Consider the following 20,316-nt stretch of genomic DNA (forward strand, 5'->3'; position numbering starts at 1 on the left):
GTGCACGCCACACTCGACCGCTTCAATGGTTCATTTGAGAACAAGAAGAGGGGCAGAACAGATGGCGACGTGCGGCGAAGTATTGGTCAAATTGCTGGAGGCGTACGGGGTTGAGCAGGTATTCGGCATTCCCGGCGTGCACACCGTTGAGTTGTATCGAGGGCTGGCGGGTTCGCCGATCAACCACGTGACCCCCCGTCACGAGCAAGGTGCCGGCTTTATGGCCGATGGTTATGCCCGTACCAGTGGCAAACCCGGGGTGTGTTTCATCATTACCGGCCCGGGCATGACCAATATCACCACGGCGATGGGCCAGGCCTATGGGGATTCGATCCCGATGCTGGTGATCTCCAGTGTGCAGTCGCGCAGTCAGTTGGGCGGTGGGCGCGGCAAGCTGCACGAGTTGGCGAACCAGAGTGCGATGGTGGCCGCAGTGGCTGCGTTTTCCCATACCCTGATGTCGGCGGCTGAGCTGCCGGCCGTACTGGCCCGTGCATTTGCCGTGTTTCAGGCCGCCCGACCACGGCCGGTACACATCGAAATCCCGTTGGATGTGCTGGTGGAAAACGCCGACGCGCTGCTCGACAGCCAGCCCGTCAGCATCGCGCGACCTGGCGCCGCCCCGGCAGCCATCGAGCAGATGAGCCAGCGCCTGGCCCAGGCCAAACGCCCATTGATCCTGGCTGGCGGCGGTGCAATTGACGCGGCCCCGGCTCTCCTGCAACTGGCCGAACGGCTGGGAGCGCCAGTAGCCTTGACCATCAACGCCAAGGGCATGCTGCCTGCCACCCACCCGCTGCTGATCGGTTCCACCCAGTCGCTGGTCGCCACCCGCGCCCTGGTGGCCGAGGCAGACGTAGTGCTGGCCATTGGTACAGAGCTGGCCGAGACCGATTACGACGTGACCTTTGCCGGTGGTTTTGAGATCCCCGGCGCCTTGCTGCGGGTCGATATCGACCCCGACCAGACGGTGCGCAACTATGCCCCGGCGCTGGCGCTGGTGGCGGATGCCAGACTGGCCGCCGAAGCCTTGCTGGCCGATCTTGGTGCCTTGCCGGCACGCTGCGCCGAATGGGGCGCGGCGCGGGTCAGTCGTTTGCAGGCCCAGCTGGCAAGTGAATGGGATGCGCCCACCCGCGCGCAAACGCACTTTTTGCAGACGGTCTTCGACGTGTTGCCGGATGCCGTGTGTGTCGGCGATTCAACCCAGCCGGTGTACACCGGCAACCTGACCTTCAATCCCGATCAGCCGCGGCGCTGGTTCAACTCTTCGACTGGCTACGGGACCCTGGGATATGCCTTGCCGGCGGCCGTTGGTGCCTGGCTGGGGCGTCGTAGCGGCGGCCGGGCGGGTGGTCCGGTGCTATGCCTGATCGGCGATGGCGGTTTGCAATTTACCCTGGCGGAACTGGCCAGCGCGGTTGAAGCACGCACGCCGGTCATCGTGTTGCTGTGGAACAATCAGGGCTACGGCGAAATCAAGAAGTACATGCTCAATCGCGCCATCGAGCCGGTCGGCGTCGACATCTACACCCCGGATTTTATCGCTGTGGCCAAAGCCATGGGCTGTACCGCGCTGGCGGTTGAGGGTGAAGGGCAATTGCGCGATGCACTGGCCAGTGCCGCCGACCGTCAGGGGCCGACCGTGATCGAAATCGACGAGCACAACTGGCAGCAATCGCTCGGGCTATAAGCTCATTCGCAGGCGTGCCAGGTCCCGTACCGGTGGCGCGCCAAACAGACGGCTGTACTCGCGGCTGAATTGCGACGGGCTTTCATAGCCCACGCGATAACCGGCGGCCGATGCATCCAGCCCTTCGCTGAGCATCAGCCGCCGCGCTTCGTTGAGGCGTAGCTGTTTTTGGTACTGCAACGGGCTCATGGCTGTCATCGCCTTGAAACGGTGGTGCAGGGTCGACACGCTGAGATTGGCCTCGCGGGCCAGGCTGTCTATGCGCAGAGGTTGTTCGAAGTTGCCGTTGAGCCAGGAAATGGCCCGACTCACACGATGGGTCTGACTGTTCTCGCTGGCAATTTCATACAGCCGGTAGCCCTGCGGGCTGCGCAACAGACGATACAAAATCTCGCGGCGGATCAGTGGCGCCAGCATGGCGATATCTTTCGGAGTGTCGAGCAGGCGGGTCAGACGCAGCAACGCATCGAGCATCGGCTGGTCGATGGGCTCGACATACAGGCCCCGGCCCGCAGGTCGCGACGGTACGCCCATGGGCCCGGCATCGCTGATCAACGTGGTGATTTCTACCGGGTCAATATCCAGGCGCAAGGCCAGAACCGGCCGTTCGGGGGAGATTTCCAGGACCCGGCCACTGATTGGCATGGATACCGAAACCACCAGGTAATTAAGTGGATCGTAGGCGAAGTACTCATCTGCCAGCCGCACCTCCTTTCGGCCCTGGGCCATGATGCACAGCGCCGGTTTGGGAAGGCTCGGAGAGAAGTCGCTGGGTTGGCTGTAGCGCGAAACAAACAGCGCCTCGACGGGAGTGGTGAAGGTGCCGTCTGTACTGGCGTGTCGGCAGATCAGGTCAGCCAGTTCCACGCGCTGCTTTTCTAGCGCGGGGTCGAGCGCGGGTCGCGACGGTTCCAGCAGTGACATGGGAACATCCTCATTAAAGCGCCAGGGTGGGCACAGCTTAAGTTTGTGCAAGGCACAGGGGTAGTCGATTTCTGCCGAAGACTTGCCTGATTCTGTCAGCGCCGGGTCTTAACGCTCTGGTGATGCCGTCGCAGAGGCTGATCATTGCTTGAAACCATGGCGCCCGGTCAGTTTGGTAGTACCAGGGAACAGCAGGGTGAAATGCGAGGTTTTGCAGAATCGTGCAAGCCAGGGGCAGGAATCGACTAACGGCCAGGAGTTCGGGGCTATAAGCTTTGAATCTCTCTCCTGTGCCACTTTATTTTGTGGAGGCCACCATGCCCCAGCCCAATGCCGTCAGTCATATGACCTTGGTTCGCGCTCGCGCCGGGTGCTCGGCCCAAGTGCAAGCCTGTCTCGACCAACTGGTCGAGCCCACCCGCAAAACCGCAGGTTGCCTGCACTTCGCCATGCAGCATTGCGACAGTGATCCGCTGTTATGGCATGTCGCAGGCTATTGGCAGGATGAGCCCTCGATGCAGGCCTATTTCAACTCAGCAGCGATGGACATCTACAGCTTGCTGGTACACCAGCAGGTGGTGGAAAGCATCGATTTCAAAACCTTCAGCGATGCTGGCGGGTTGAGCAGGTAGAATGCCGGTTTTTTGTGGCCGGAGTTTTCAGCATGGCGCGTAAAGAGTTTGCACAGTTCGAGGCGGTATCAGCGGTAGTTCCGGTAGAGCCCGGGACTTACCACGCGGCGATTGCGGTCAAGGCCTTGTACGAAGGGGGAGCACCGCGCTTTCATAAAGTGTTGATCGATCAGACCTTTAAAACCGCGACTGAAGCCGATGCTGCCGCGGCTCAAAAGCTTGAAGCCCTGCAAGGCGTCACTGAGGATGGCGAACTGGTCTGGTAACGGTTAGCGGGGGCGATGCATTTTGAACAATGCCTCAGGCCCCAGCTGGAAGTAATCCGCCGGGCCGCCGCCGCGTAAAATGGGTTCAGCGGCGGCGGTATCGTAAATCCCGTCTTTAAGCAGATGTCTGGCGATATGTACCGCCACCACTTCTCCCAGAATCAGCCAGCTTGGCACTAGTTCTTTATCTGCCCGTTGCAGCTGGATGATTTGCGTCACCTTGCACTCGAACGACACCGGGGTTTCAGCCACCCGGGGCACACTCACAATGCGTGAGGCCGCAGTCGTCAACCCTGCCAGTTCGAACTCATTGACCTCTGGCGCGACCATCGCGCAGCTCTGGTTCATCGCCTCGGCCAAAGGCCGGGTAGCCAGGTTCCAGACGAACTCGCCGGTTTGCTCGATGTTATTGAGGCTGTCTTTGCGGCCCACACTGCTAAACCCGATGATTGGCGGGATGTAGTTGAACGCATTGAAAAAGCTGTAGGGCGCAAGGTTCAGCCGGCCCTGGGCATCCTGCGACGAAATCCAGCCGATCGGCCGCGGCCCGACGATGGCGTTGAACGGATCATGGGGGAGGCCGTGGCCCTTGGACGGTTCGTAGAAATGGATGTCGTCATGCATGGCAAGAGTCCGCAAACGGCTGAGATAGAGGGGCAACATAGTGCAAGCCATTTTGTTGAATGACAAAACAAGATTTTTTTTTTTCAGATTTTGGGCGTGATTGGAACACCCCTAAACCCTGTAGGAGCGAGCTTGCTCGCGAGCATTTTCAACGCAGCGCCGCAGCCATCAGACAGCTCGCTCCTACAGGTAGAGGCCATTGCCATTTACCATCCTCCAGAAACGACTAAGCCCGGCCGAAGCCGGGCTGGAGTGCCAGTTTCAGGTGTTAGCTGAAGCGGGCGCCGTGGGTGCGATCATAGCCGTCAGCGGCGAAAGTAGCCGACTGGGTGCGGCTGTAACCGTCTTCGGCAAAAGTGGCAGAACCGGTACGGTCGTAACCGTCGCCAGCAACTGCGGCAGAACCTGTGCGGCTGTAGCCGTCTTCAGCAAAGGTTGCTGACTGGGTGCGATCAAAACCATCACCGGCAAAAGCGTTGAAAGCCAGGACGGAGAGGGCGGCGGCGAGGATCAATTTGGTTTTCATGGTCGTGCTCCTTGTTACGGGCTCTTGTGCAGAGCGGGATGTTTCGTTGCTATGGGTTTAAGACTACGCCTATTAATCTGATTAAAAAGCGCAAAAAATAGCACTAAATAATCAGCTTATTCGATATATAGGTCCGTTCGAAAACAAGCTCTACAAGCTGTTTTGCCTCCCGTTCGATAACGGGTCGAATCAGCTGTGGGCCGGTTTTCGCTAAGGTTGATAGTGGTCTATCAGCATTAACTGATAATTAATTCGGAAAATACTTATGTGCAGACAGGCTTTTCATCTGCGCGTTACCTATTTTTCACGTGTGGGTAGCAGGCTTCTACGGGCAAAAAAGCCGACAACTACAACGGCTTTGCACCCTTGAGACCTGGAGCCTTCACCGAATGAATAAACTTCCCCAAATCACCCTTGCGTTCTGGGTGATGAAAATCTGCGCCACGACCCTGGGCGAGACCGCAGGCGACTTGTTGTCCATGACCCTTGATGTGGGCTATGCCGTTAGCTCGATGATCCTGATCAGTGTGTTCGTTCTTACACTGCTGACCCAGCTGTTCTCCAAAACCTACAACCCTGTGCTGTATTGGCTGGTGATTCTGTCGACCAGTACGGCTGGCACCACCATGTCGGATTTTATGGACCGCAGCCTGGGCCTGGGTTACGCCACGGGCTCATTGATTCTGGTGTCGATACTGGTGGCGATTTTTGCGCTGTGGAAATGGAGCGGTGAATCGCTCAACGTCAGCAAGGTGCAAACCCCGCGCGGCGAGATGTTCTACTGGATGGCGATTCTGTTTTCCAACACCCTGGGTACCGCTCTGGGCGATTACCTGGCGGATGATTCAGGGCTGGGTTTTGCGGGAGGTGCCTTGTTCATCGGGGCAACCATTGCGGTTGTGGTGCTGGCGCGTTACTTCAGCACAATCTCGTCGGTGGTGTTGTTCTGGGTCGCTTTCGTATTGACGCGTCCCTTTGGCGCGACCTTGGGCGACTTCCTGACCAAACCCCATGAAAAGGGCGGGCTGGATTTCGGCACCATCGGTTCGTCGCTAGTACTGGCGGGGATACTGGTGGCGATGATCGCGGGGGTCGCGTATGCCAAAAACAAACAAACCCGGCCTGCGGTGGCCGGATTGTCCTAAACGATGAACCTGTAGGAGCGGGCGTGTTCGCGATCTGTTAAACGCTCGCGAGCACGCTCGCTCCTACAGAATCAGGGGCGTTTAGTCAGTCTCGATCCGCGAGTGTTTGCGGGTGTCTTTCATCGTCACATACACCAGCAGCGAACAGGCGATACAAGCTGTCACGTACCAGTAGTAGCCGGTTTCCATACCTGCACTTTTGAACCACAGGGCAATGTATTCAGCAGTGCCGCCGAAGATCGAGACCGTCAGTGCGTAAGGCAGGCCTACGCCCAGGGCGCGAATTTCGGTCGGGAACAGCTCAGCCTTCACTACAGCGTTGATCGAGGTGTAACCGCTGACAATGATCAACGCCGCCATGATCAGGAAAAACGCCCCCCACCACGTGGTGATGGTGTGCAGTGTGGTCAGGATCGGCACGGTGAACAGGGTGCCCAGCACACCGAAGGCGATAAGGATCGGGCGTCGGCCTACCTTGTCCGACAGGCCGCCCACCAGGGGCTGGATACACATGAACAGGAACAGCGTGGCAGCGGAAATAGTGGTGGAGTCGGAGATGCTCATCCCGACCGTGTTCACCAGGTATTTCTGCATGTAGGTGGTGTAGGTGTAGAACGCCAGCGTCCCGCCCATGGTCAGGCCGACAACGGTCATCAACTCTTTTGGATGACGCATCAGGGTGCGCATGGCGCTTTCTTTCGGTTCGGTTTTGACCTTTTTGAAAGACTCGGTCTCTTCCATACCGCGACGCAGGTACAGCGCGACCACTGCGCACAGGGCGCCGATCACGAACGGAATCCGCCAGCCCCAGCTATACAGCTGCTCTTCGGTAAGCGTTTGCTGCAGCACGATCAACACGCCCAGCGCGATGAGCTGGCCCGAGATCAGGGTCACGTACTGGAAGCTGGAGAAGAAACCGCGACGCTCCTTGGTCGCCATTTCGCTGAGATAGGTCGCCGAGGTGCCGTACTCGCCACCGACCGACAAACCTTGGAGCAAGCGGGCGAAGACCAGCAGGACCGGTGCCCAGACGCCGATGGTTTCGTAGCCGGGTGACAGGGCAATCAGCAGCGAGCCGAAGCACATCAGCAATACCGAAGCCATGAGCGCGGCTTTACGGCCTTTGCGGTCAGCGTACAGGCCCATCAGCCAGCCGCCGATCGGACGCATCAAAAAGCCGACGGCGAAGATCGCGGCGGTGTTGAGCAATTGGGCAGTGGTGTCGCCTTTCGGGAAAAAGGCTTTGGCGAAGTACAGCGAGAAAGCGGCGTAAACATACCAGTCGTACCATTCGACCATGTTGCCGACGGAACCGCTGAAGATGGATTTGATACGGCTGGAGGTGGTCTTCACTTTCGGGCTTGCAGCAGCTGACCCGGCAGGCAGGGTGCTTGAGTTATCCATTAAATGGATCCTTCTTTTATTTGTTTTTTTATAGCGCGTCAAAACGCGAGCTTGCAGGGCTATAGCAGGAGTTGTGCCAAGGCTGGAAGCCCCGGTTTACAAGGGGTGGCGACTTTGAGTGAGCGGGTATCCGCCGAGCTGCAAGTTTGAATGAGCGGAAATCCGCCTATATGGCGTGCCTGCTGTAGGCGCGCGTTTTTCAGCGCGGCAACTAACAGCTCGCGAGCAAGCTCGCTCCTACAGAGGTTGGGTGAATGCCTCACGTACCAGTCCATGACGCTGCATTTTTTCATTCAGGGTGCGGCGTGGCAGTTGCAGTTCGTTGAGCACCGCCTTGATGTCGCCTTTATGCCGGGTGAGGGCGGCCCGCAGGCATTGCGCTTCAAAGGCTTCCTGCTGCGCCACGAGTGACTGGCCAGCATTGATGTCTTCAAACTGCGGTTCGCTCAGGCCCAGGACGTCACGCTCCGCAACGTTGGCCAGTTCGCGCACGTTGCCAGGCCAGTCGTGGCTGAACAGGCGTGACAGCTGTGGCCCGCTGAGTGGCCGCGGGGTGCGCCCCAGGCGTTCGGCCGCGGTGTGGGAAAAGTACTGGTACAACAGCGCAATATCTTCACGGCGTTCGCGCAGAGGTGCCAGGCGCAGCTCGGCCACTGTGAGGCGATAGGCCAGGTCTTCGCGAAAACGCCCGGCACGGGCTTCTTCGAGCAAGTCGGGCTTGGTGGCGGCAATCACCCGCAAATCAACCTTGATGCTCTGGTTGGAGCCCAGGCGCTCGAGTTTTTGCTCCTGCAGCACCCTCAGCAATTTGGCTTGCTGAGGCAGGGGCATGCTTTCGATTTCATCCAGAAACAAGGTGCCGCCATCGGCATACTCCAGTTTGCCGATACGTTTGCCCTGTGCGCCGGTGAACGCGCCACTTTCGTGACCGAACAATTCGGCCTCGAACAATTGTTCGGGGATCGCCGCGCAATTGAGCGCGACAAAAGGTTTATCGGCCCGTGGGCCAAAGTCATGCAGGCAGCGGGCGACCAGCTCCTTGCCGCTGCCGGTTTCGCCGCGGATCAGCACGTTGACCGGCAGCGGTGCCAGTTCGATCACCTGGCGGCGCAAGGTTTGCAGGCTGCGGGACACGCCGAGCAGGCGCCCGTCGATCTGCTGGCGCAGGTCTGCCTGTTCGTGCAACAGACGATTTTCCAGTACCAGCTGGCGCTTTTCCAGCGCGCGGCCAAGGCTACTCAGTAACGCTTCGGGGCTGAAAGGCTTTTCCAGAAAGTCATAAGCCCCGTCACGCATGGCTTCGACCGCCATTGGCACATCGCCATGCCCGGTCAGGAGAATGACCGGCAGGTCCGGGTCCAGCTGCTGCAAGCGGGTCAACAGGGCCAGGCCACCCATCCCCGGCATGCGCACATCACTGACAATCACTCCGGCGAAATGTGCGGGCAACTGGTTCAGGCAATCTTCCGCGCAACTGAACAACTGAACGTTAAAACCGCTGAGGCTCAACCATTGTTCAACGGCACTGCGAATGCTGGCCTCATCATCGACCACGATCACCGAATTGAGCATGTTTCAAGATTCCTGTGCGATGGGCAGCGTCAGCGTGAAGAGCGCGCCATCAGCCTGATTGCAGGCAGTCAGGCGACCACCGATTTCGTGAACAATAGCGTAAGACACCGCCAGCCCCAGGCCTAAACCGTCTCCCACGGGTTTGGTGGTGAAAAAAGGATCGAATACTTTGCCCAGATGCTCCTCGCTGATTCCGCCACCGCTGTCGCTGACGGTCAGTTTCCATAGCTGCTGATCTGCTTCGATGCGGATGTGCAGAAGCTTGCGCGATTTATCGCGCATGGCATCCAGTGCGTTGCGCAGCAGGTTGATCAACACCTGCTCCAGGCGAATGGCATCGCCCCGTACCCATGCCGGGCGCACCAGATCAATCTGTAAATCAATCTCTTCGTCTTTCAGACGCGGTTCGAGCAACTGTAGGGATTGATCCACTACGGCGGCCAGATCAAGTCGTTCGCGCAAACCGCTTGGGCTTTGTCGGGCGTAGGTTTTGAGGTGGCCGGTGAGGGCGGCCATACGCGTCAGCATTTGCTCCAGAGGCACCAGTGCTTTATAGGCATCGTCGATCCGGCCGTGATCGAGCAACAGGCGCAAGGAGGCCAGCTGCATGCGCTGAGCGGTTAACGGTTGATTGATTTCATGGGCCAGCGCCGCCGACATTTGCCCCAGCGCCGCGAGCTTGGCCGATTGCACCAGGCCATCCTGGGCGGTGCGCAAATCCCGGGTGCGGGCTTCTACCAGTTGCTCCAGTTCTTCACGATTACGCTGGCGCAAACGGCCCAGGCGCCAGCGCTGAAGTAAAAACAGGCCCGAAAATACCAGCGTCAACCACAGGCCGATGGCCGCGAGGGCGGCATTGCGGCTGTCCTCAGCTGCGACCACAGGGCGTCGTAACAGGTGCAAGGTCCAGCCTTCAGCGCTTAGCGGTAAAGATTCCCACAAGTAATCTGCCGGACCATTGGGGGCGTCGACGCGGGTCAGAAAGCTGTTTTCGGCAAAACTGCGCAAGGTGCGGGTTTTGAGCAGCGTCAGCGGCTGGTTGTGATACTGGCGGGTGATGGATATTTCGCTGCGATCACTGTCATTCAGCGGCCGCAGCATGCGGTAACGCCAGCCCGGCTGATTGGCAATGAACACAATGCCCCGGGCATCGCTGACCAGCAGTGTGTCGTTACCGTGATTCCACTCCCGCTCCAGCTGCGGGAACTCCAGCTTGACCACCATCGCCCCGGAGAATTGACCGTTGGCATCGAGTACCGCACTGGACAGAAAATACCCCGGAATGCCGCTGGTCACGCCCACCGCATAAAAACGTCCGGAGCCCTGGCTGCGGGTCTGGCTGAAGTAAGGTCGAAAGCCATAGTTATGGCCCACATAACTGTTGGAGGTGTTCCAGTTGCTGGCTGCCACCGCCAGTCCGGTCCTGTCGAGCAGCTCCAGAGTCGAGGACTGTGCCGCGCCATTGATGCGTTCGAGTTTTTGATTGAGCGCTGCTTGCACTTTAGGGGTGATGGGAGCACTCAGGGCTTCGACCAGTTCGGAATCCAGCGCCAGCACGGCGGGTAAAGCCCGATAACGCTCAATCAGGGTATGCAGCGAATTGGCATACAGGCTCAGTTGCTCGGGGCCACGCCGCACGCTTTCTTCCAGAGCATGCTGCTCAGCCTTATGCATGGCCCAGCCGCCAGCTACCGCGGCTCCGGCCAGAATCAACGCGCAGTACAGCGCCAGATGCAGGGCACGAGAGGTTACCGGCATGGTGGCAAGTCGTGTGCAGCCCTGATCGCCACCACACTCAGCAATTGCCCTTGATACAGGCCGAACTGCGCATCCAGCTCACGGCCCTCATGCCATTCAGGCGACAGGTCAGTGAGCAGACGCAGGCGCACATGGCCTTCCCGTGTCCAGCTCAGCACTTGCGCATGCTCAAAGTAAAAGCGTTTTTGCACCAAAGGGAAGAGCGCCTTGAACAGGCTTTCCTTGACCGAAAAAGTCAGCGTCACCAGCAGCGAAATGTCTTCAACAGACCCGTCAGCCATGGCCTGAAGCTCATCAGGAGTGAGGATCTCCCTGGCCAGACGCTGGGCGCGCTCGGTACTGAGCATGTTTTCCAAGTCCATGCCCAACCCTTGCCACTCGCTTTTAAGCGCAACAATGGCAGCCGCTGTGCCATGGCTGTGTGTGATTGCCCCGCTGATGTGTGCTGGCCATATCGGGGCGCGATCTTCGCCTATCGGCGGAATGGCGCGGGTGCCGTCCAACTGCAGCAAAGCGGCGCGGGCGCACACTCGGCCGGCCAGAAATTCGGTTTGGCGTTTGGCCACAGAGCGTTGAATACTTGCGGGGATCTCAATGGCACTGCGCGCAAAATCGTCAGGCGTGAATTGGGCGGGGTTGAAACCGGTGCTGAACCACACGCAGCCGGGCAGCGCTTGGGGCAAGGGCCATTCGTCACGCAGGGGGGTGCAGCAGGCAGGCAATGCGGGGAGTCGGTTCATGCCGGGCATTTTGCAGGCTGGCGGCCATGCTGTGCAATTGTTCAGAGTATGTTCAGGGCGCACGACATACTGTGTGTGGCTAAGCTATACAGGACAAACGTCCTTCAAGACGCGGATTCTGCTTGGGAGAGCGCAATGAAATTGCTGGTGGTTGAAGATGAGGCGTTGTTGCGCCATCACTTGCAAACCCGTCTGACCGAAAATGGCCATGTGGTCGAGGCAGTGGCCAATGCCGAAGAGGCGTTGTACCAGACCGGGCAGTTCAATCATGATTTGGCGATGATTGACCTTGGATTGCCGGGTCTGGGCGGTCTTGAGCTGATTCGCGAGCTGCGCAAGCGGGGCAAGACTTTCCCGATCCTGATTCTCACTGCACGTGGCAACTGGCAAGACAAGGTTGAAGGGCTGGCTGCCGGCGCTGACGATTACGTAGTCAAGCCGTTCCAGTTCGAAGAGCTGGAAGCACGTCTGAATGCGTTGCTGCGTCGTTCCAGTGGTTTTACCCAGTCAACCATTGTCGCTGGCGAACTGGTGTTGGACATCAATCGCAAGCAAGCAGTGCTGGAGGGCGAACCCCTTGCGCTGACTGCCTATGAGTACCGGATACTGGAATACCTGATGCGCCATCACCAGCAGGTGGTGGCCAAGGACCGATTGATGGAACAGCTGTACCCGGATGACGAGGAGCGTGATCCGAATGTGATCGAGGTGCTGGTCGGGCGCCTGCGACGCAAGCTTGAGGGGGCAAACGGCTTTAAGCCAATCGATACGGTGCGCGGTTTGGGGTACCTGTTTACTGAGCGCTGTCGTTGATCCGTTCGCTTCGGGTTCGATTGATGCTGGCGGCCACACTGTTGGCCGTTCTCTTTATGCTCGCGCTATTGCCGGCGATGCAAGGGGCGTTCAGCCTGGCGCTCAAGGATGCCATCGAGCAACGCTTGGCATCCGATGTGAGCACTCTGATCTCGGCGGCCAGGGTTGAAAAAAACCATCTGAAAATGCCGGCTCTGCTTCCGGACGAGGAACTCAACCTGCCTGACAGCAGGATGCTCGGCTATATCTATGACCGCGAGGGCCATCTGGTCTGGCGCTCGCGGGCCACGCAAGAAGAATCCATAAACTACAAACCACGCTACGACGGGCGTGGTAACGAGTTTGCGAGTATTCGCGAAGACAATGGCGAAGAGTTTTTTGTCTACGATGTCGAGGTCAAGTTGCTCGGTGGCAAAAGTGCGGCTTTCAGTTTTGTAGCCCTGCAACCGATGCGTGAATACAACCTGACGCTGGCCGGGCTGCAAGAAAACCTCTATATGGGGTTTGGCGCAGCCTTGGGTGTGCTACTGGCACTGCTCTGGATTGGATTGACTTGGGGGTTACGTGCCTTGCGACGTTTGAGTCAGGAGTTGGACCAGATTGAAACCGGCGAGCGCGATAGCCTCAGCGAACAACATCCCCGCGAACTGTTGCGTCTGACCGGCTCATTAAACCGCTTGCTGCAAAGTGAGCGCGAGCAGCGTACCCGTTACCGCGATTCTCTTGACGATCTGGCCCACAGTCTGAAAACCCCGCTGGCGGTGTTGCAAGGGGTCAGTGAAAGCATGGCCCAGCGCCCGGAGGATCGTGAGCAGGCCTGGGTGCTGCAAAACCAGATCGAGCGCATGAACCAGCAAATCAGCTACCAGTTGCAGCGCGCCAGCTTGCGCAAGAGCGGTCTGGTGCGTCATCAGGTGGAACTGCTGCCGGTGGTTGAAAGCCTGTGCAACACCCTGGACAAGGTATACCGCGACAAACAGGTCAAGGTCAGCTGTGACATACCGCCTCTGAGCCATGTACCCATTGAACAGAATGCGCTGCTGGAGTTACTGGGTAACTTGCTGGAAAACGCCTATCGGTTGTGTCTTGGACAAGTTCGCATCAGCCTGCATCGCAACGCTCACGGGGTTGAAGTCTGCGTTGAAGACGATGGCCCCGGCGTCCCTCCTGATCAGCGCGCCCGCATCTTGCGCCGTGGTGAACGTCTGGATCGCCAGCATCCCGGGCAAGGTATCGGGCTGGCAGTGGTCAAGGACATCATCGAAAGCTACGACGCTATACTGACTCTGGATGACTCGTCGCTGGGCGGGGCGGCATTCCGGATTCATTTTCCGGCGTTGTGATACATCCTGCAGGGGCGGGCAGTCTGCTAACGGGTTGAAAAGATCGCGAGTAGCTGGCTCCTGCAGTTAGATGTGTTCTGTTTAAGGCGGATATCCGCCATCTACCCCGTCATACCCCTTCGATAAGGCGGAAACCCGCCAACTCCTGTCCTGCACAACCTGTCCGCACTTCCCCCCAGAGCCAGGCTCCACAGCCATGCGGGGCTTTTGTCCAATGTGGCCCGCGCCTTGCAAAGTGTGTTGCGAGAGGTCTGCCGTTAGAGCAGCTCAACACAACAAATCCCTCCAAGTACAGGAGGGTTCGCGCTTTGGGTATCACCGGTCTCAGATGGAATGACGACTGAGTGATGCACTTGAGGAACTTTGCAATGACGACTCGTCAGCCACTGTACAAATCCCTGTATTTGCAAGTGATCGTAGCGATTGCTATCGGTATTTTGCTGGGCCATTACTACCCGGAAACCGGCGTAGCGCTCAAACCCTTGGGTGATGGCTTCATCAAACTGATCAAGATGGTTATCGCGCCAATTATTTTCTGTACGGTGGTGAGCGGTATCGCCGGTATGCAGAGCATGAAGTCGGTCGGCAAGACCGGTGGTTATGCCTTGCTCTACTTTGAAGTGGTATCAACCATCGCCCTGTTGATCGGGCTGGTTGTGGTGAACGTGGTTCAACCGGGCGCGGGCATGCACATTGATGTGGCTACCCTGGACGCCTCCAAAGTAGCGGCCTATGTGACTGCCGGTGCGGACCAGAGCATCGTTGGCTTCATCCTTAACGTGATCCCTTCGACCATCGTGGGCGCGTTTGCCAACGGCGACATCCTGCAAGTGCTGATGTTCTCGGTGATCTTCGGTTTCGCTCTGCACCGCTTGGGTGCTTACGGCAAGCCGGTGCTGGACTTCATCGATCGCTTCGCCCACGTGATGTTCAACATCATCAACATGATCATGAAATTGGCGCCCCTGGGTGCGCTGGGTGCCATGGCCTTCACCATCGGTGCCTACGGTGTGGGTTCGCTGGTGCAGTTGGGTCAGTTGATGATCTGTTTCTACATCACGTGCGTGTTGTTCGTACTGGTCGTTCTGGGCAGCATCGCTCGTGCTCACGGCTTCAGCGTACTCAAGCTGATTCGCTACATACGTGAAGAACTGCTGATCGTCCTGGGCACCTCCTCGTCCGAATCGGCCCTGCCACGCATGCTGGTGAAGATGGAGCGTCTGGGCGCGAAGAAGTCGGTTGTGGGTCTGGTCATTCCGACCGGCTACTCGTTCAACCTTGATGGCACCTCGATCTACCTGACCATGGCTGCAGTGTTTATTGCCCAGGCAACTGACACGCACATGGACATCACCCACCAGATCACTCTGCTGCTGGTGTTGTTGCTGTCGTCCAAAGGCGCCGCTGGCGTCACCGGTAGTGGCTTTATCGTGCTGGCTGCGACCTTGTCGGCTGTAGGCCACTTGCCGGTTGCCGGTCTGGCGCTGATCCTGGGTATCGACCGCTTCATGTCCGAAGCCCGTGCCCTGACCAACCTGATTGGTAACGCGGTCGCCACGCTGGTGGTTGCCAAGTGGGTCAAAGAACTGGACGAAGACAAGCTCCAGATCGAGCTCAACTCCGGTGGTAGCCCGTTGAATGACATGCGTCCTGCCGACGATCTGGGGGTGGCTGAAGGCCCGGCCCCGGAGCTGTCGAAGTAAATTCAGGCGCATAAAAAACCCATCTTCGGATGGGTTTTTTTATGACCGTTTATTCGACTCGGGTTTCACCGCTGAACACCAGGGTGTTTCGGCAGCGACGGCACAGATAGCCGCGGCCTTGCTTGACCAGTCCATGGCGTTGGGCTGAAAACGCAAAATCGCTGTTCGGGCAAGGGCAGCGGTAGATGTAGCGCGTGACGCTACGGCGCTTGATGGCATAGGTATGACAGCGATTGGGCGGCAGTTCGTACACTCCGCGCATGATCAATTGCCATTCTTCGCCATGGGGCGTGATGCGGTCGCCAAACAGCTGGTGGGCGATCAAATGCGCGACTTCGTGAGCGACAGTCTGCTTGAGGAAGTCTTCGCTGTTTTCGCGGTACAGCTGTGGATTGAAGCGCAGCAGGTTTTCGTGCAAATGCGCGACACCGGCTTTTTGTCCACGCAGCTTGAGGCTGACTACGGGGCGTTTGAAAGGGCGTTTGAAAAATACTTCGGCTTGTTGGAAACAGTCTTCGACGCGGGTATTGAGCAACTCGGGCATGCGGTTCGGTTCTCCAGAGCCGGCGATTATGCCGCAATCGGGAGGGGTTCCGAAGCTGATAGCGCCCAATGGTCATTCAACCATCCGGTCTCTGCAGGAGCGCGCTCCTGCAGAGGGTTGGTCTTTCAGTTTGTATAGATTGGTCCTACGCCCAGGCCCCAGATGATCACGGTAAATGCCATGATCGCCACCAACACCACCAGGCCGACTGCCAGTACTGAACTGGAAAACAAAAAGCCTTCATCCGGGTCGATGTTCATAAAGGTCGGCAAGCCGACGTACAACAAGTACACGGTGTAACAAATGGCTGCGGTACCGACCAACATGCCCAGCCACATATGCGGATACAGAGCTGCCAGCCCCCCGATAAACAGGGGTGTGGCGGTATAGGTGGCAAAGGCGATACAACGCGCCATGCTCGGTTGAGCATCGTAAGTACGTGCCATCCAGTGGATAAAGGCGCCCATTACACCTACGCCTGCCAGCATCGCTATGTAAGACATCAAGGTCATCCACAGCGCGCTGTCGGTTGTCAGCATCACCGCTGCACGGCTGCCGATGGACCAGCCGACCCGGGTGGTGCCAATAAACGCTGAAATGGCCGGTATGGCGGCCAGAATAAGTGTGTGCGTGAAGTACATATGGCCAATGCTTTCTTCTGCATCGCCACGTATTTCACGCCACTCTTGATCAGGGTGGGTGAAAAGCCCTACAACGTGATGGATCATGGCTGTCGCTCCTATAAAAGACGCATCGCCCCCCAGTGGGACACGTGCCGGTCGCGCAGCCAGATCATGTGTTCAGTACGTAGGCATGCGGCCTAATTCGCAGTATAGGAAACCTGCTACCCAATGAGCCCGGCCCGTTAGAGCATATTGCGCTGTCAGGCCTGCGCTTATCGCGTTGAAGTCTTTAGCCCGGTCAGGGGCTTCGTGTGGCAGGTTTTTTTCAGTAAAATCCCCGGTTTTTCGTCTTAACTCGCGGATTTGAAGCGCTATGGGCACTCTTTCGGTCTCTCAAAATAAACTCCAGAAACGCCTGCGTCGTTTGACCGGTGAGGCTGTGGCCGACTTCAACATGATTGAACACGGCGACAAGGTGATGGTCTGCCTGTCGGGCGGCAAGGACAGCTACACCCTGCTCGATGTGCTGCTGCACCTACAAAAGGTCGCGCCCATCCAGTTTGAAATCGTGGCCGTGAACATGGATCAGAAACAGCCGGGGTTCCCCGAAGACGTTTTGCCGGCCTACCTCAAGTCGTTGGGTGTGCAATACCACATCGTTGAAAAAGACACGTACTCGGTGGTCAAGGAACTGATCCCGGAAGGCAAGACCACGTGTTCGCTGTGCTCCCGCTTGCGGCGCGGTACCCTGTACACCTTTGCCGATGAAATCGGCGCGACCAAGATGGCGCTGGGGCATCATCGCGATGACATCGTTGAAACGTTCTTCCTGAATATGTTCTTCAACGGCACCCTCAAGGCGATGCCGCCCAAGCTGCGCTCCGATGACGGTCGCAACGTGGTGATCCGGCCGTTGGCGTACTGCAACGAGAAGGACATCCAGGCTTACTCCGATTTGCAGCAATTCCCGATCATCCCGTGCAATTTGTGCGGATCCCAGGAGAACCTGCAGCGTCAGGTGGTCAAAGACATGCTGGTGGAGTGGGAGCGCAAGACGCCGGGCCGTACCGAGAGTATCTTCCGCAGTTTGCAGAACGTGATGCCCTCGCAGTTGGCGGACCGTAACCTGTACGACTTCAAGAATTTGAAGATTGACGACAACGCCGCACCGCGGTTCGTCAACCTGCTGAATTTGTAAGCCTGATAGCCAAATAGGAGAGGGCATGCGCGACTACAAATGGCTGCATGAATATTGTTTGAATCGCTTTGGTTCGTCAGCCGCTCTGGAAGCCCAATTGCCCGTTCCCAAAACGGCTGAGCAGTTGCGCCGGATCAGCGACGATCGCTACCTGTCGACCCTGGCCTTGCGCGTATTTCGCGCGGGGCTCAAGCACAGCGTGGTGGACGCCAAGTGGCCGGTATTTGAACAGGTCTTTTTCGGATTCGATCCTGAAAAAGTGGTGCTGATGGGCGCTGAGCACCTTGAACGCCTGATGCAGGATGCGCGGATCATCCGCCACCTGGGCAAGCTCAAAAGCGTGCCGCGCAACGCGCAGATGGTCCTCGACATAGCCCATGAACACGGCAGTTTCGGCGCTTTTATTGCCGACTGGCCGGTGACCGATATCGTGGGGCTCTGGAAGTACCTGGCCAAGCACGGCCACCAGTTGGGCGGGCTATCGGCGCCGCGCTTTTTACGCATGATGGGCAAAGACACTTTTGTGCCGAGCTATGACGTAGTGGCCGCGCTGAATGCACAAAAGCTGGTGGACAAGGCACCGACCAGCTTGCGCGACCTGGCGATTGTGCAGAACGCTTTCAATCAGTGGCACGCCCAAAGCGGTCGGCCGATGTGCCAGTTGTCACAGATGCTGGCGTTCACGGTTAATCACTGACATTCAGGCGTTTTCATCGCTGGCAAGCCAGCTCCCACAGAGAGTGCACTCACCTTGTGGGAGCTGGCTTGCCAGCGATGGATTCAAGCGCCTTCACCCGCCAGCCGGCGATCCAGCTGATAGCGCCAGCGCACATACAGCATGGCACTGCAAAACACCGCCACGCTGGCTGCGATTTCCAGCAAACCGAACACCTGACGGTTCGGGTCGAACGCGGCCAGTGCACCCTTGATCAGGTACAGGTTGACCACGTAGCAGGTGAACGAGTGCCCGCGTGCGCTGCCCATGAGCATGCCCGGCACCAGAAACATCAAAGGCACCAGCTCGATCAGCAAAATCACCCAGGGGCGAGCGCCATGCAGGTTGGCAAATGCAAGGTAATAGGCGCAGAGCAAACCGATCAACCCGAAGAAGCACACCAGGCTGAGCACCCGCATCAGCCTCACCCGGGGTTCCAGCCACGCGATGGAGGGCAGCACTTTTGGCTTTTTAGCCACGGGTGTTCTCCAGTTTCAGGGCAATAGTCGCCAGCCGCTGACCCAGTGCCCGGCACAGGGCTGTCTCGTGCTCATCCAGTTTGCGCTTGCCATCGGCACCGGCGTGATGGCTAGGGCCGTAAGGCGTGCCGCCGCCTGTGGTATTGAGCAGGGATGTTTCACTGTAGGGCAGGCCGGTGACCAGCATGCCGTGGTGCAGCAATGGCATCATCATCGACAGCAGCGTGGTTTCCTGGCCGCCGTGCAGGCTGGCGGTGGACGTGAAGACACCAGCCGGCTTGCCGACCAGGGCGCCCGTCAGCCACAGGTTGCTGGTGCCATCCAGAAAGTACTTGAGCGGGGCGGCCATGTTGCCGAAACGGGTCGGGCTGCCGAGTGCCAGGCCGGCGCAGTTTTTCAGGTCATCCAGGCTGGCATACAGCGCGCCCTCGGCCGGAATGTCCGCAGCGACGGCTTCGCATTCGCTGGAGACGGCAGGCACGGTGCGCAGGCGTGCTTCAAGGCCGCCTTGCTCGATGCCACGGGCAATTTGCCGGGCCATTTCGCGGGTCGAACCATTACGGCTGTAATACAGCACCAGAACGTAGGGCGTGCTCACGGCAGTATCTCCAGAATCTTTTCAGGCGGACGGCCAATGACCGCTTTGTCACCTGCCACCAGAATCGGGCGTTCGATCAACTTGGGGTGTGCGGCCATTGCGCCGATCAATTGTTCGTCGCTGAGGCCGGCATCGCCCAGGTTGAGGGTTTTGTATTCCTCTTCGCCGGTGCGCAATAGCTGGCGCGGGCTGATGTCGAGTTTGACCAGCAGACTGTGCAGTTGCGCGGCGTCCAGCGGGTTATCGAGGTAGCGCACCACGGTTGGCGTCAGGCCGCGGGCTTCAAGGATTTCGAGCGCACCGCGGGATTTCGAGCAGCGCGGGTTGTGATAAAGCGTCAGATCGGTCATGTGCGGGTCGCATCTTGCGTAAGGTGGCGGCTATTCTACCCGTCTGACGGGCGTGTCTGAACCGTGTGCGCTAATTGGCCGCCGTCTAAAGACTTTTTTGACACTATTTACCCAGAAGGATCAACACATGTTTAAGCGGCTTTTGGCGGTAGTTGCCGTCGCCACCTCGTTACTGCTGACGGGTTGCGGTAATGATTACGGGGTCGACCAACATGGGCAGAAGGTCGCTTCCGAGCGTCTGGACAAGCAATGGAAGGTCATTAATTACTGGGCTGAGTGGTGCGGCCCGTGCCGTATTGAAATACCGGAACTCAACGCGCTGGAGAAGCAGTTGCAGGGGCAGTCGGTGGGCGTGTTCGGGGTGAACTACGATGGCTTGCAGGGCAAGGAGCTGAGCGATGCCAGTTCTGCAATGGGCATCACCTTCACTGTGCTGGCACAAGATCCGGCCGAGCACTTTGATCTGCCGCGCAGCGAAGCGCTGCCGGTGACTTACATCATTGATGAAAAGGGCAAGGTTCTGGCACAGATGATGGGCGAGCAGACCGCCGCCGGGGTTTTGGCCAAGATCAAGGAATTACGCGGCAGTTAAGCCCGGTTTCCTGTAGGCGCGAGCCTGCGCGCGATCTTTTGATCTTAAAAGACCGCGCGAAAGCTCGCGGCTGC

Annotated in this window: 22 protein-coding genes; 10 read left to right on the forward strand and 12 right to left on the reverse strand. The window is 58.3% G+C overall.

Annotated elements, in window-relative coordinates:
- Positions 1-61: 61 nt before the first annotated feature.
- Positions 62-1,693 carry a 5-guanidino-2-oxopentanoate decarboxylase gene (locus tag AOC04_RS02445; RefSeq protein WP_060691001.1) on the forward strand — a complete coding sequence of 544 codons (1,632 nt, stop codon included), beginning with the start codon at positions 62-64 and terminating at the stop codon, positions 1,691-1,693.
- Here AOC04_RS02445 and AOC04_RS02450 read toward each other — a convergent pair.
- Entirely contained in the window at positions 1,688-2,617 is a 930-nt protein-coding gene (locus AOC04_RS02450; RefSeq protein WP_060691002.1) for an AraC family transcriptional regulator, read from the reverse strand. The genes AOC04_RS02445 and AOC04_RS02450 overlap by 6 nt on opposite strands.
- Positions 2,618-2,934: 317 nt before the next feature.
- On the opposite strand from AOC04_RS02450, the gene AOC04_RS02455 reads away from it, so the two are divergent.
- Both AOC04_RS02455 and AOC04_RS02460 read left to right on the forward strand, forming a co-directional pair.
- On the forward strand, positions 2,935-3,249 hold the full coding sequence (locus tag AOC04_RS02455) for a putative quinol monooxygenase (RefSeq protein WP_060691003.1): 315 nt from the start codon (positions 2,935-2,937) through the stop codon (positions 3,247-3,249).
- Between the two features lie 32 nt (positions 3,250-3,281).
- A complete protein-coding gene (locus AOC04_RS02460; RefSeq protein ID WP_060691004.1) occupies positions 3,282-3,515 on the forward strand; it encodes a hypothetical protein in 234 nt (77 codons plus the stop codon).
- A gap of 3 nt (positions 3,516-3,518) precedes the next feature.
- Here the strand turns inward: AOC04_RS02460 and AOC04_RS02465 are convergent, their stop codons facing one another.
- Positions 3,519-4,139 (reverse strand): flavin reductase family protein, encoded by a 621-nt coding sequence (locus AOC04_RS02465; RefSeq protein ID WP_060696849.1) that lies wholly within the window; start codon positions 4,137-4,139, stop codon positions 3,519-3,521.
- 268 nt (positions 4,140-4,407) lie between these two features.
- Entirely contained in the window at positions 4,408-4,665 is a 258-nt protein-coding gene (locus tag AOC04_RS02470; protein WP_060691005.1) for a hypothetical protein, read from the reverse strand.
- A 389-nt stretch (positions 4,666-5,054) separates the two neighbouring features.
- Here AOC04_RS02470 and AOC04_RS02475 point away from each other — a divergent pair, with 389 nt between their 5' ends.
- The gene (locus tag AOC04_RS02475; protein ID WP_060691006.1) at positions 5,055-5,810 is read left to right on the forward strand and encodes a COG4705 family protein; all 756 of its coding nucleotides are present in this window, start codon (positions 5,055-5,057) and stop codon (positions 5,808-5,810) included.
- A gap of 81 nt (positions 5,811-5,891) precedes the next feature.
- On the opposite strand, the gene AOC04_RS02480 is transcribed toward AOC04_RS02475, so the two are convergent.
- The 4 genes from AOC04_RS02480 to AOC04_RS02495 all read right to left on the reverse strand — a co-directional run bounded on the left by AOC04_RS02480 (position 5,892) and on the right by AOC04_RS02495 (position 11,284).
- The gene (locus AOC04_RS02480) at positions 5,892-7,214 is read right to left on the reverse strand and encodes an MFS transporter (protein WP_060691007.1); all 1,323 of its coding nucleotides are present in this window, start codon (positions 7,212-7,214) and stop codon (positions 5,892-5,894) included.
- A 237-nt stretch (positions 7,215-7,451) separates the two neighbouring features.
- Positions 7,452-8,786, reverse strand: coding sequence for a sigma-54-dependent transcriptional regulator (locus AOC04_RS02485; RefSeq protein WP_060691008.1), 1,335 nt, complete (start codon positions 8,784-8,786; stop codon positions 7,452-7,454).
- A 3-nt stretch (positions 8,787-8,789) separates the two neighbouring features.
- Positions 8,790-10,544, reverse strand: a complete 1,755-nt coding sequence (locus AOC04_RS02490) for an ATP-binding protein (protein ID WP_060691009.1) — start codon at positions 10,542-10,544, stop codon at positions 8,790-8,792.
- Complete coding sequence (locus AOC04_RS02495; RefSeq protein WP_060696850.1) at positions 10,535-11,284, reverse strand: 4'-phosphopantetheinyl transferase family protein; 750 nt, start codon at positions 11,282-11,284, stop codon at positions 10,535-10,537. The genes AOC04_RS02490 and AOC04_RS02495 overlap by 10 nt, the downstream gene beginning before the upstream one ends.
- Before the next feature lie 135 nt (positions 11,285-11,419).
- On the opposite strand from AOC04_RS02495, the gene AOC04_RS02500 reads away from it, so the two are divergent.
- The 3 genes from AOC04_RS02500 to AOC04_RS02510 all read left to right on the forward strand — a co-directional run bounded on the left by AOC04_RS02500 (position 11,420) and on the right by AOC04_RS02510 (position 15,143).
- On the forward strand, positions 11,420-12,097 hold the full coding sequence (locus AOC04_RS02500) for a response regulator (RefSeq protein WP_060691010.1): 678 nt from the start codon (positions 11,420-11,422) through the stop codon (positions 12,095-12,097).
- Positions 12,094-13,440, forward strand: coding sequence for an ATP-binding protein (locus AOC04_RS02505; RefSeq protein ID WP_060691011.1), 1,347 nt, complete (start codon positions 12,094-12,096; stop codon positions 13,438-13,440). The genes AOC04_RS02500 and AOC04_RS02505 overlap by 4 nt, the downstream gene beginning before the upstream one ends.
- Positions 13,441-13,808: 368 nt before the next feature.
- On the forward strand, positions 13,809-15,143 hold the full coding sequence (locus AOC04_RS02510; RefSeq protein ID WP_060691012.1) for a dicarboxylate/amino acid:cation symporter: 1,335 nt from the start codon (positions 13,809-13,811) through the stop codon (positions 15,141-15,143).
- Between the two features lie 49 nt (positions 15,144-15,192).
- Here the strand turns inward: AOC04_RS02510 and AOC04_RS02515 are convergent, their stop codons facing one another.
- On the reverse strand, positions 15,193-15,687 hold the full coding sequence (locus AOC04_RS02515) for a SprT family zinc-dependent metalloprotease (protein ID WP_060691013.1): 495 nt from the start codon (positions 15,685-15,687) through the stop codon (positions 15,193-15,195).
- A 125-nt stretch (positions 15,688-15,812) separates the two neighbouring features.
- Complete coding sequence (locus AOC04_RS02520) at positions 15,813-16,415, reverse strand: Yip1 family protein (protein WP_060691014.1); 603 nt, start codon at positions 16,413-16,415, stop codon at positions 15,813-15,815.
- A 268-nt stretch (positions 16,416-16,683) separates the two neighbouring features.
- On the opposite strand from AOC04_RS02520, the gene ttcA reads away from it, so the two are divergent.
- Positions 16,684-17,508 (forward strand): tRNA 2-thiocytidine(32) synthetase TtcA, encoded by an 825-nt coding sequence (gene ttcA, locus AOC04_RS02525; protein WP_060691015.1) that lies wholly within the window; start codon positions 16,684-16,686, stop codon positions 17,506-17,508.
- A gap of 25 nt (positions 17,509-17,533) precedes the next feature.
- On the forward strand, positions 17,534-18,205 hold the full coding sequence (locus AOC04_RS02530; protein WP_060691016.1) for a DNA-3-methyladenine glycosylase I: 672 nt from the start codon (positions 17,534-17,536) through the stop codon (positions 18,203-18,205).
- Positions 18,206-18,288: 83 nt separating this feature from the next.
- On the opposite strand, the gene AOC04_RS02535 is transcribed toward AOC04_RS02530, so the two are convergent.
- Genes AOC04_RS02535 through arsC form a run of 3 tightly spaced genes read right to left on the reverse strand, consistent with a single transcriptional unit; the run spans position 18,289 to position 19,650 of the window.
- Positions 18,289-18,702 (reverse strand): DUF2069 domain-containing protein, encoded by a 414-nt coding sequence (locus AOC04_RS02535; RefSeq protein ID WP_060691017.1) that lies wholly within the window; start codon positions 18,700-18,702, stop codon positions 18,289-18,291.
- On the reverse strand, positions 18,695-19,300 hold the full coding sequence (wrbA, locus tag AOC04_RS02540; protein ID WP_060691018.1) for an NAD(P)H:quinone oxidoreductase: 606 nt from the start codon (positions 19,298-19,300) through the stop codon (positions 18,695-18,697). Before wrbA ends, AOC04_RS02535 begins: the two co-directional genes overlap by 8 nt.
- Positions 19,297-19,650: an arsenate reductase (glutaredoxin) gene (arsC, locus tag AOC04_RS02545; RefSeq protein WP_060691019.1), complete on the reverse strand. Its 354-nt coding sequence runs from the start codon at positions 19,648-19,650 to the stop codon at positions 19,297-19,299. The genes wrbA and arsC overlap by 4 nt, the downstream gene beginning before the upstream one ends.
- A 127-nt stretch (positions 19,651-19,777) precedes the next feature.
- Between arsC and AOC04_RS02550 the strand changes: the two genes are divergently transcribed.
- Positions 19,778-20,242: a TlpA family protein disulfide reductase gene (locus AOC04_RS02550; RefSeq protein WP_060691020.1), complete on the forward strand. Its 465-nt coding sequence runs from the start codon at positions 19,778-19,780 to the stop codon at positions 20,240-20,242.
- The last annotated feature ends 74 nt before the right edge of the window (positions 20,243-20,316 follow it).

The sequence above is a fragment of the Pseudomonas versuta genome, assembly GCF_001294575.1.
Lineage (GTDB): Bacteria > Pseudomonadota > Gammaproteobacteria > Pseudomonadales > Pseudomonadaceae > Aquipseudomonas > Aquipseudomonas versuta.

What these genes read in the sequence shown, in the direction of transcription:
- AOC04_RS02445 (WP_060691001.1), top strand. Translation starts at nt 62, where the DNA reads ATGGCGACGTGCGGCGAAGTATTGGTCAAATTGCTGGAGGCGTACGGG.
- AOC04_RS02450 (WP_060691002.1), bottom strand. Translation starts at nt 2,617, where the DNA reads ATGTCACTGCTGGAACCGTCGCGACCCGCGCTCGACCCCGCGCTAGAA.
- AOC04_RS02455 (WP_060691003.1), top strand. Translation starts at nt 2,935, where the DNA reads ATGCCCCAGCCCAATGCCGTCAGTCATATGACCTTGGTTCGCGCTCGC.
- AOC04_RS02460 (WP_060691004.1), top strand. Translation starts at nt 3,282, where the DNA reads ATGGCGCGTAAAGAGTTTGCACAGTTCGAGGCGGTATCAGCGGTAGTT.
- AOC04_RS02465 (WP_060696849.1), bottom strand. Translation starts at nt 4,139, where the DNA reads ATGCATGACGACATCCATTTCTACGAACCGTCCAAGGGCCACGGCCTC.
- AOC04_RS02470 (WP_060691005.1), bottom strand. Translation starts at nt 4,665, where the DNA reads ATGAAAACCAAATTGATCCTCGCCGCCGCCCTCTCCGTCCTGGCTTTC.
- AOC04_RS02475 (WP_060691006.1), top strand. Translation starts at nt 5,055, where the DNA reads ATGAATAAACTTCCCCAAATCACCCTTGCGTTCTGGGTGATGAAAATC.
- AOC04_RS02480 (WP_060691007.1), bottom strand. Translation starts at nt 7,214, where the DNA reads ATGGATAACTCAAGCACCCTGCCTGCCGGGTCAGCTGCTGCAAGCCCG.
- AOC04_RS02485 (WP_060691008.1), bottom strand. Translation starts at nt 8,786, where the DNA reads ATGCTCAATTCGGTGATCGTGGTCGATGATGAGGCCAGCATTCGCAGT.
- AOC04_RS02490 (WP_060691009.1), bottom strand. Translation starts at nt 10,544, where the DNA reads ATGCCGGTAACCTCTCGTGCCCTGCATCTGGCGCTGTACTGCGCGTTG.
- AOC04_RS02495 (WP_060696850.1), bottom strand. Translation starts at nt 11,284, where the DNA reads ATGAACCGACTCCCCGCATTGCCTGCCTGCTGCACCCCCCTGCGTGAC.
- AOC04_RS02500 (WP_060691010.1), top strand. Translation starts at nt 11,420, where the DNA reads ATGAAATTGCTGGTGGTTGAAGATGAGGCGTTGTTGCGCCATCACTTG.
- AOC04_RS02510 (WP_060691012.1), top strand. Translation starts at nt 13,809, where the DNA reads ATGACGACTCGTCAGCCACTGTACAAATCCCTGTATTTGCAAGTGATC.
- AOC04_RS02515 (WP_060691013.1), bottom strand. Translation starts at nt 15,687, where the DNA reads ATGCCCGAGTTGCTCAATACCCGCGTCGAAGACTGTTTCCAACAAGCC.
- AOC04_RS02520 (WP_060691014.1), bottom strand. Translation starts at nt 16,415, where the DNA reads ATGATCCATCACGTTGTAGGGCTTTTCACCCACCCTGATCAAGAGTGG.
- ttcA (WP_060691015.1), top strand. Translation starts at nt 16,684, where the DNA reads ATGGGCACTCTTTCGGTCTCTCAAAATAAACTCCAGAAACGCCTGCGT.
- AOC04_RS02530 (WP_060691016.1), top strand. Translation starts at nt 17,534, where the DNA reads ATGCGCGACTACAAATGGCTGCATGAATATTGTTTGAATCGCTTTGGT.
- arsC (WP_060691019.1), bottom strand. Translation starts at nt 19,650, where the DNA reads ATGACCGATCTGACGCTTTATCACAACCCGCGCTGCTCGAAATCCCGC.
- AOC04_RS02550 (WP_060691020.1), top strand. Translation starts at nt 19,778, where the DNA reads ATGTTTAAGCGGCTTTTGGCGGTAGTTGCCGTCGCCACCTCGTTACTG.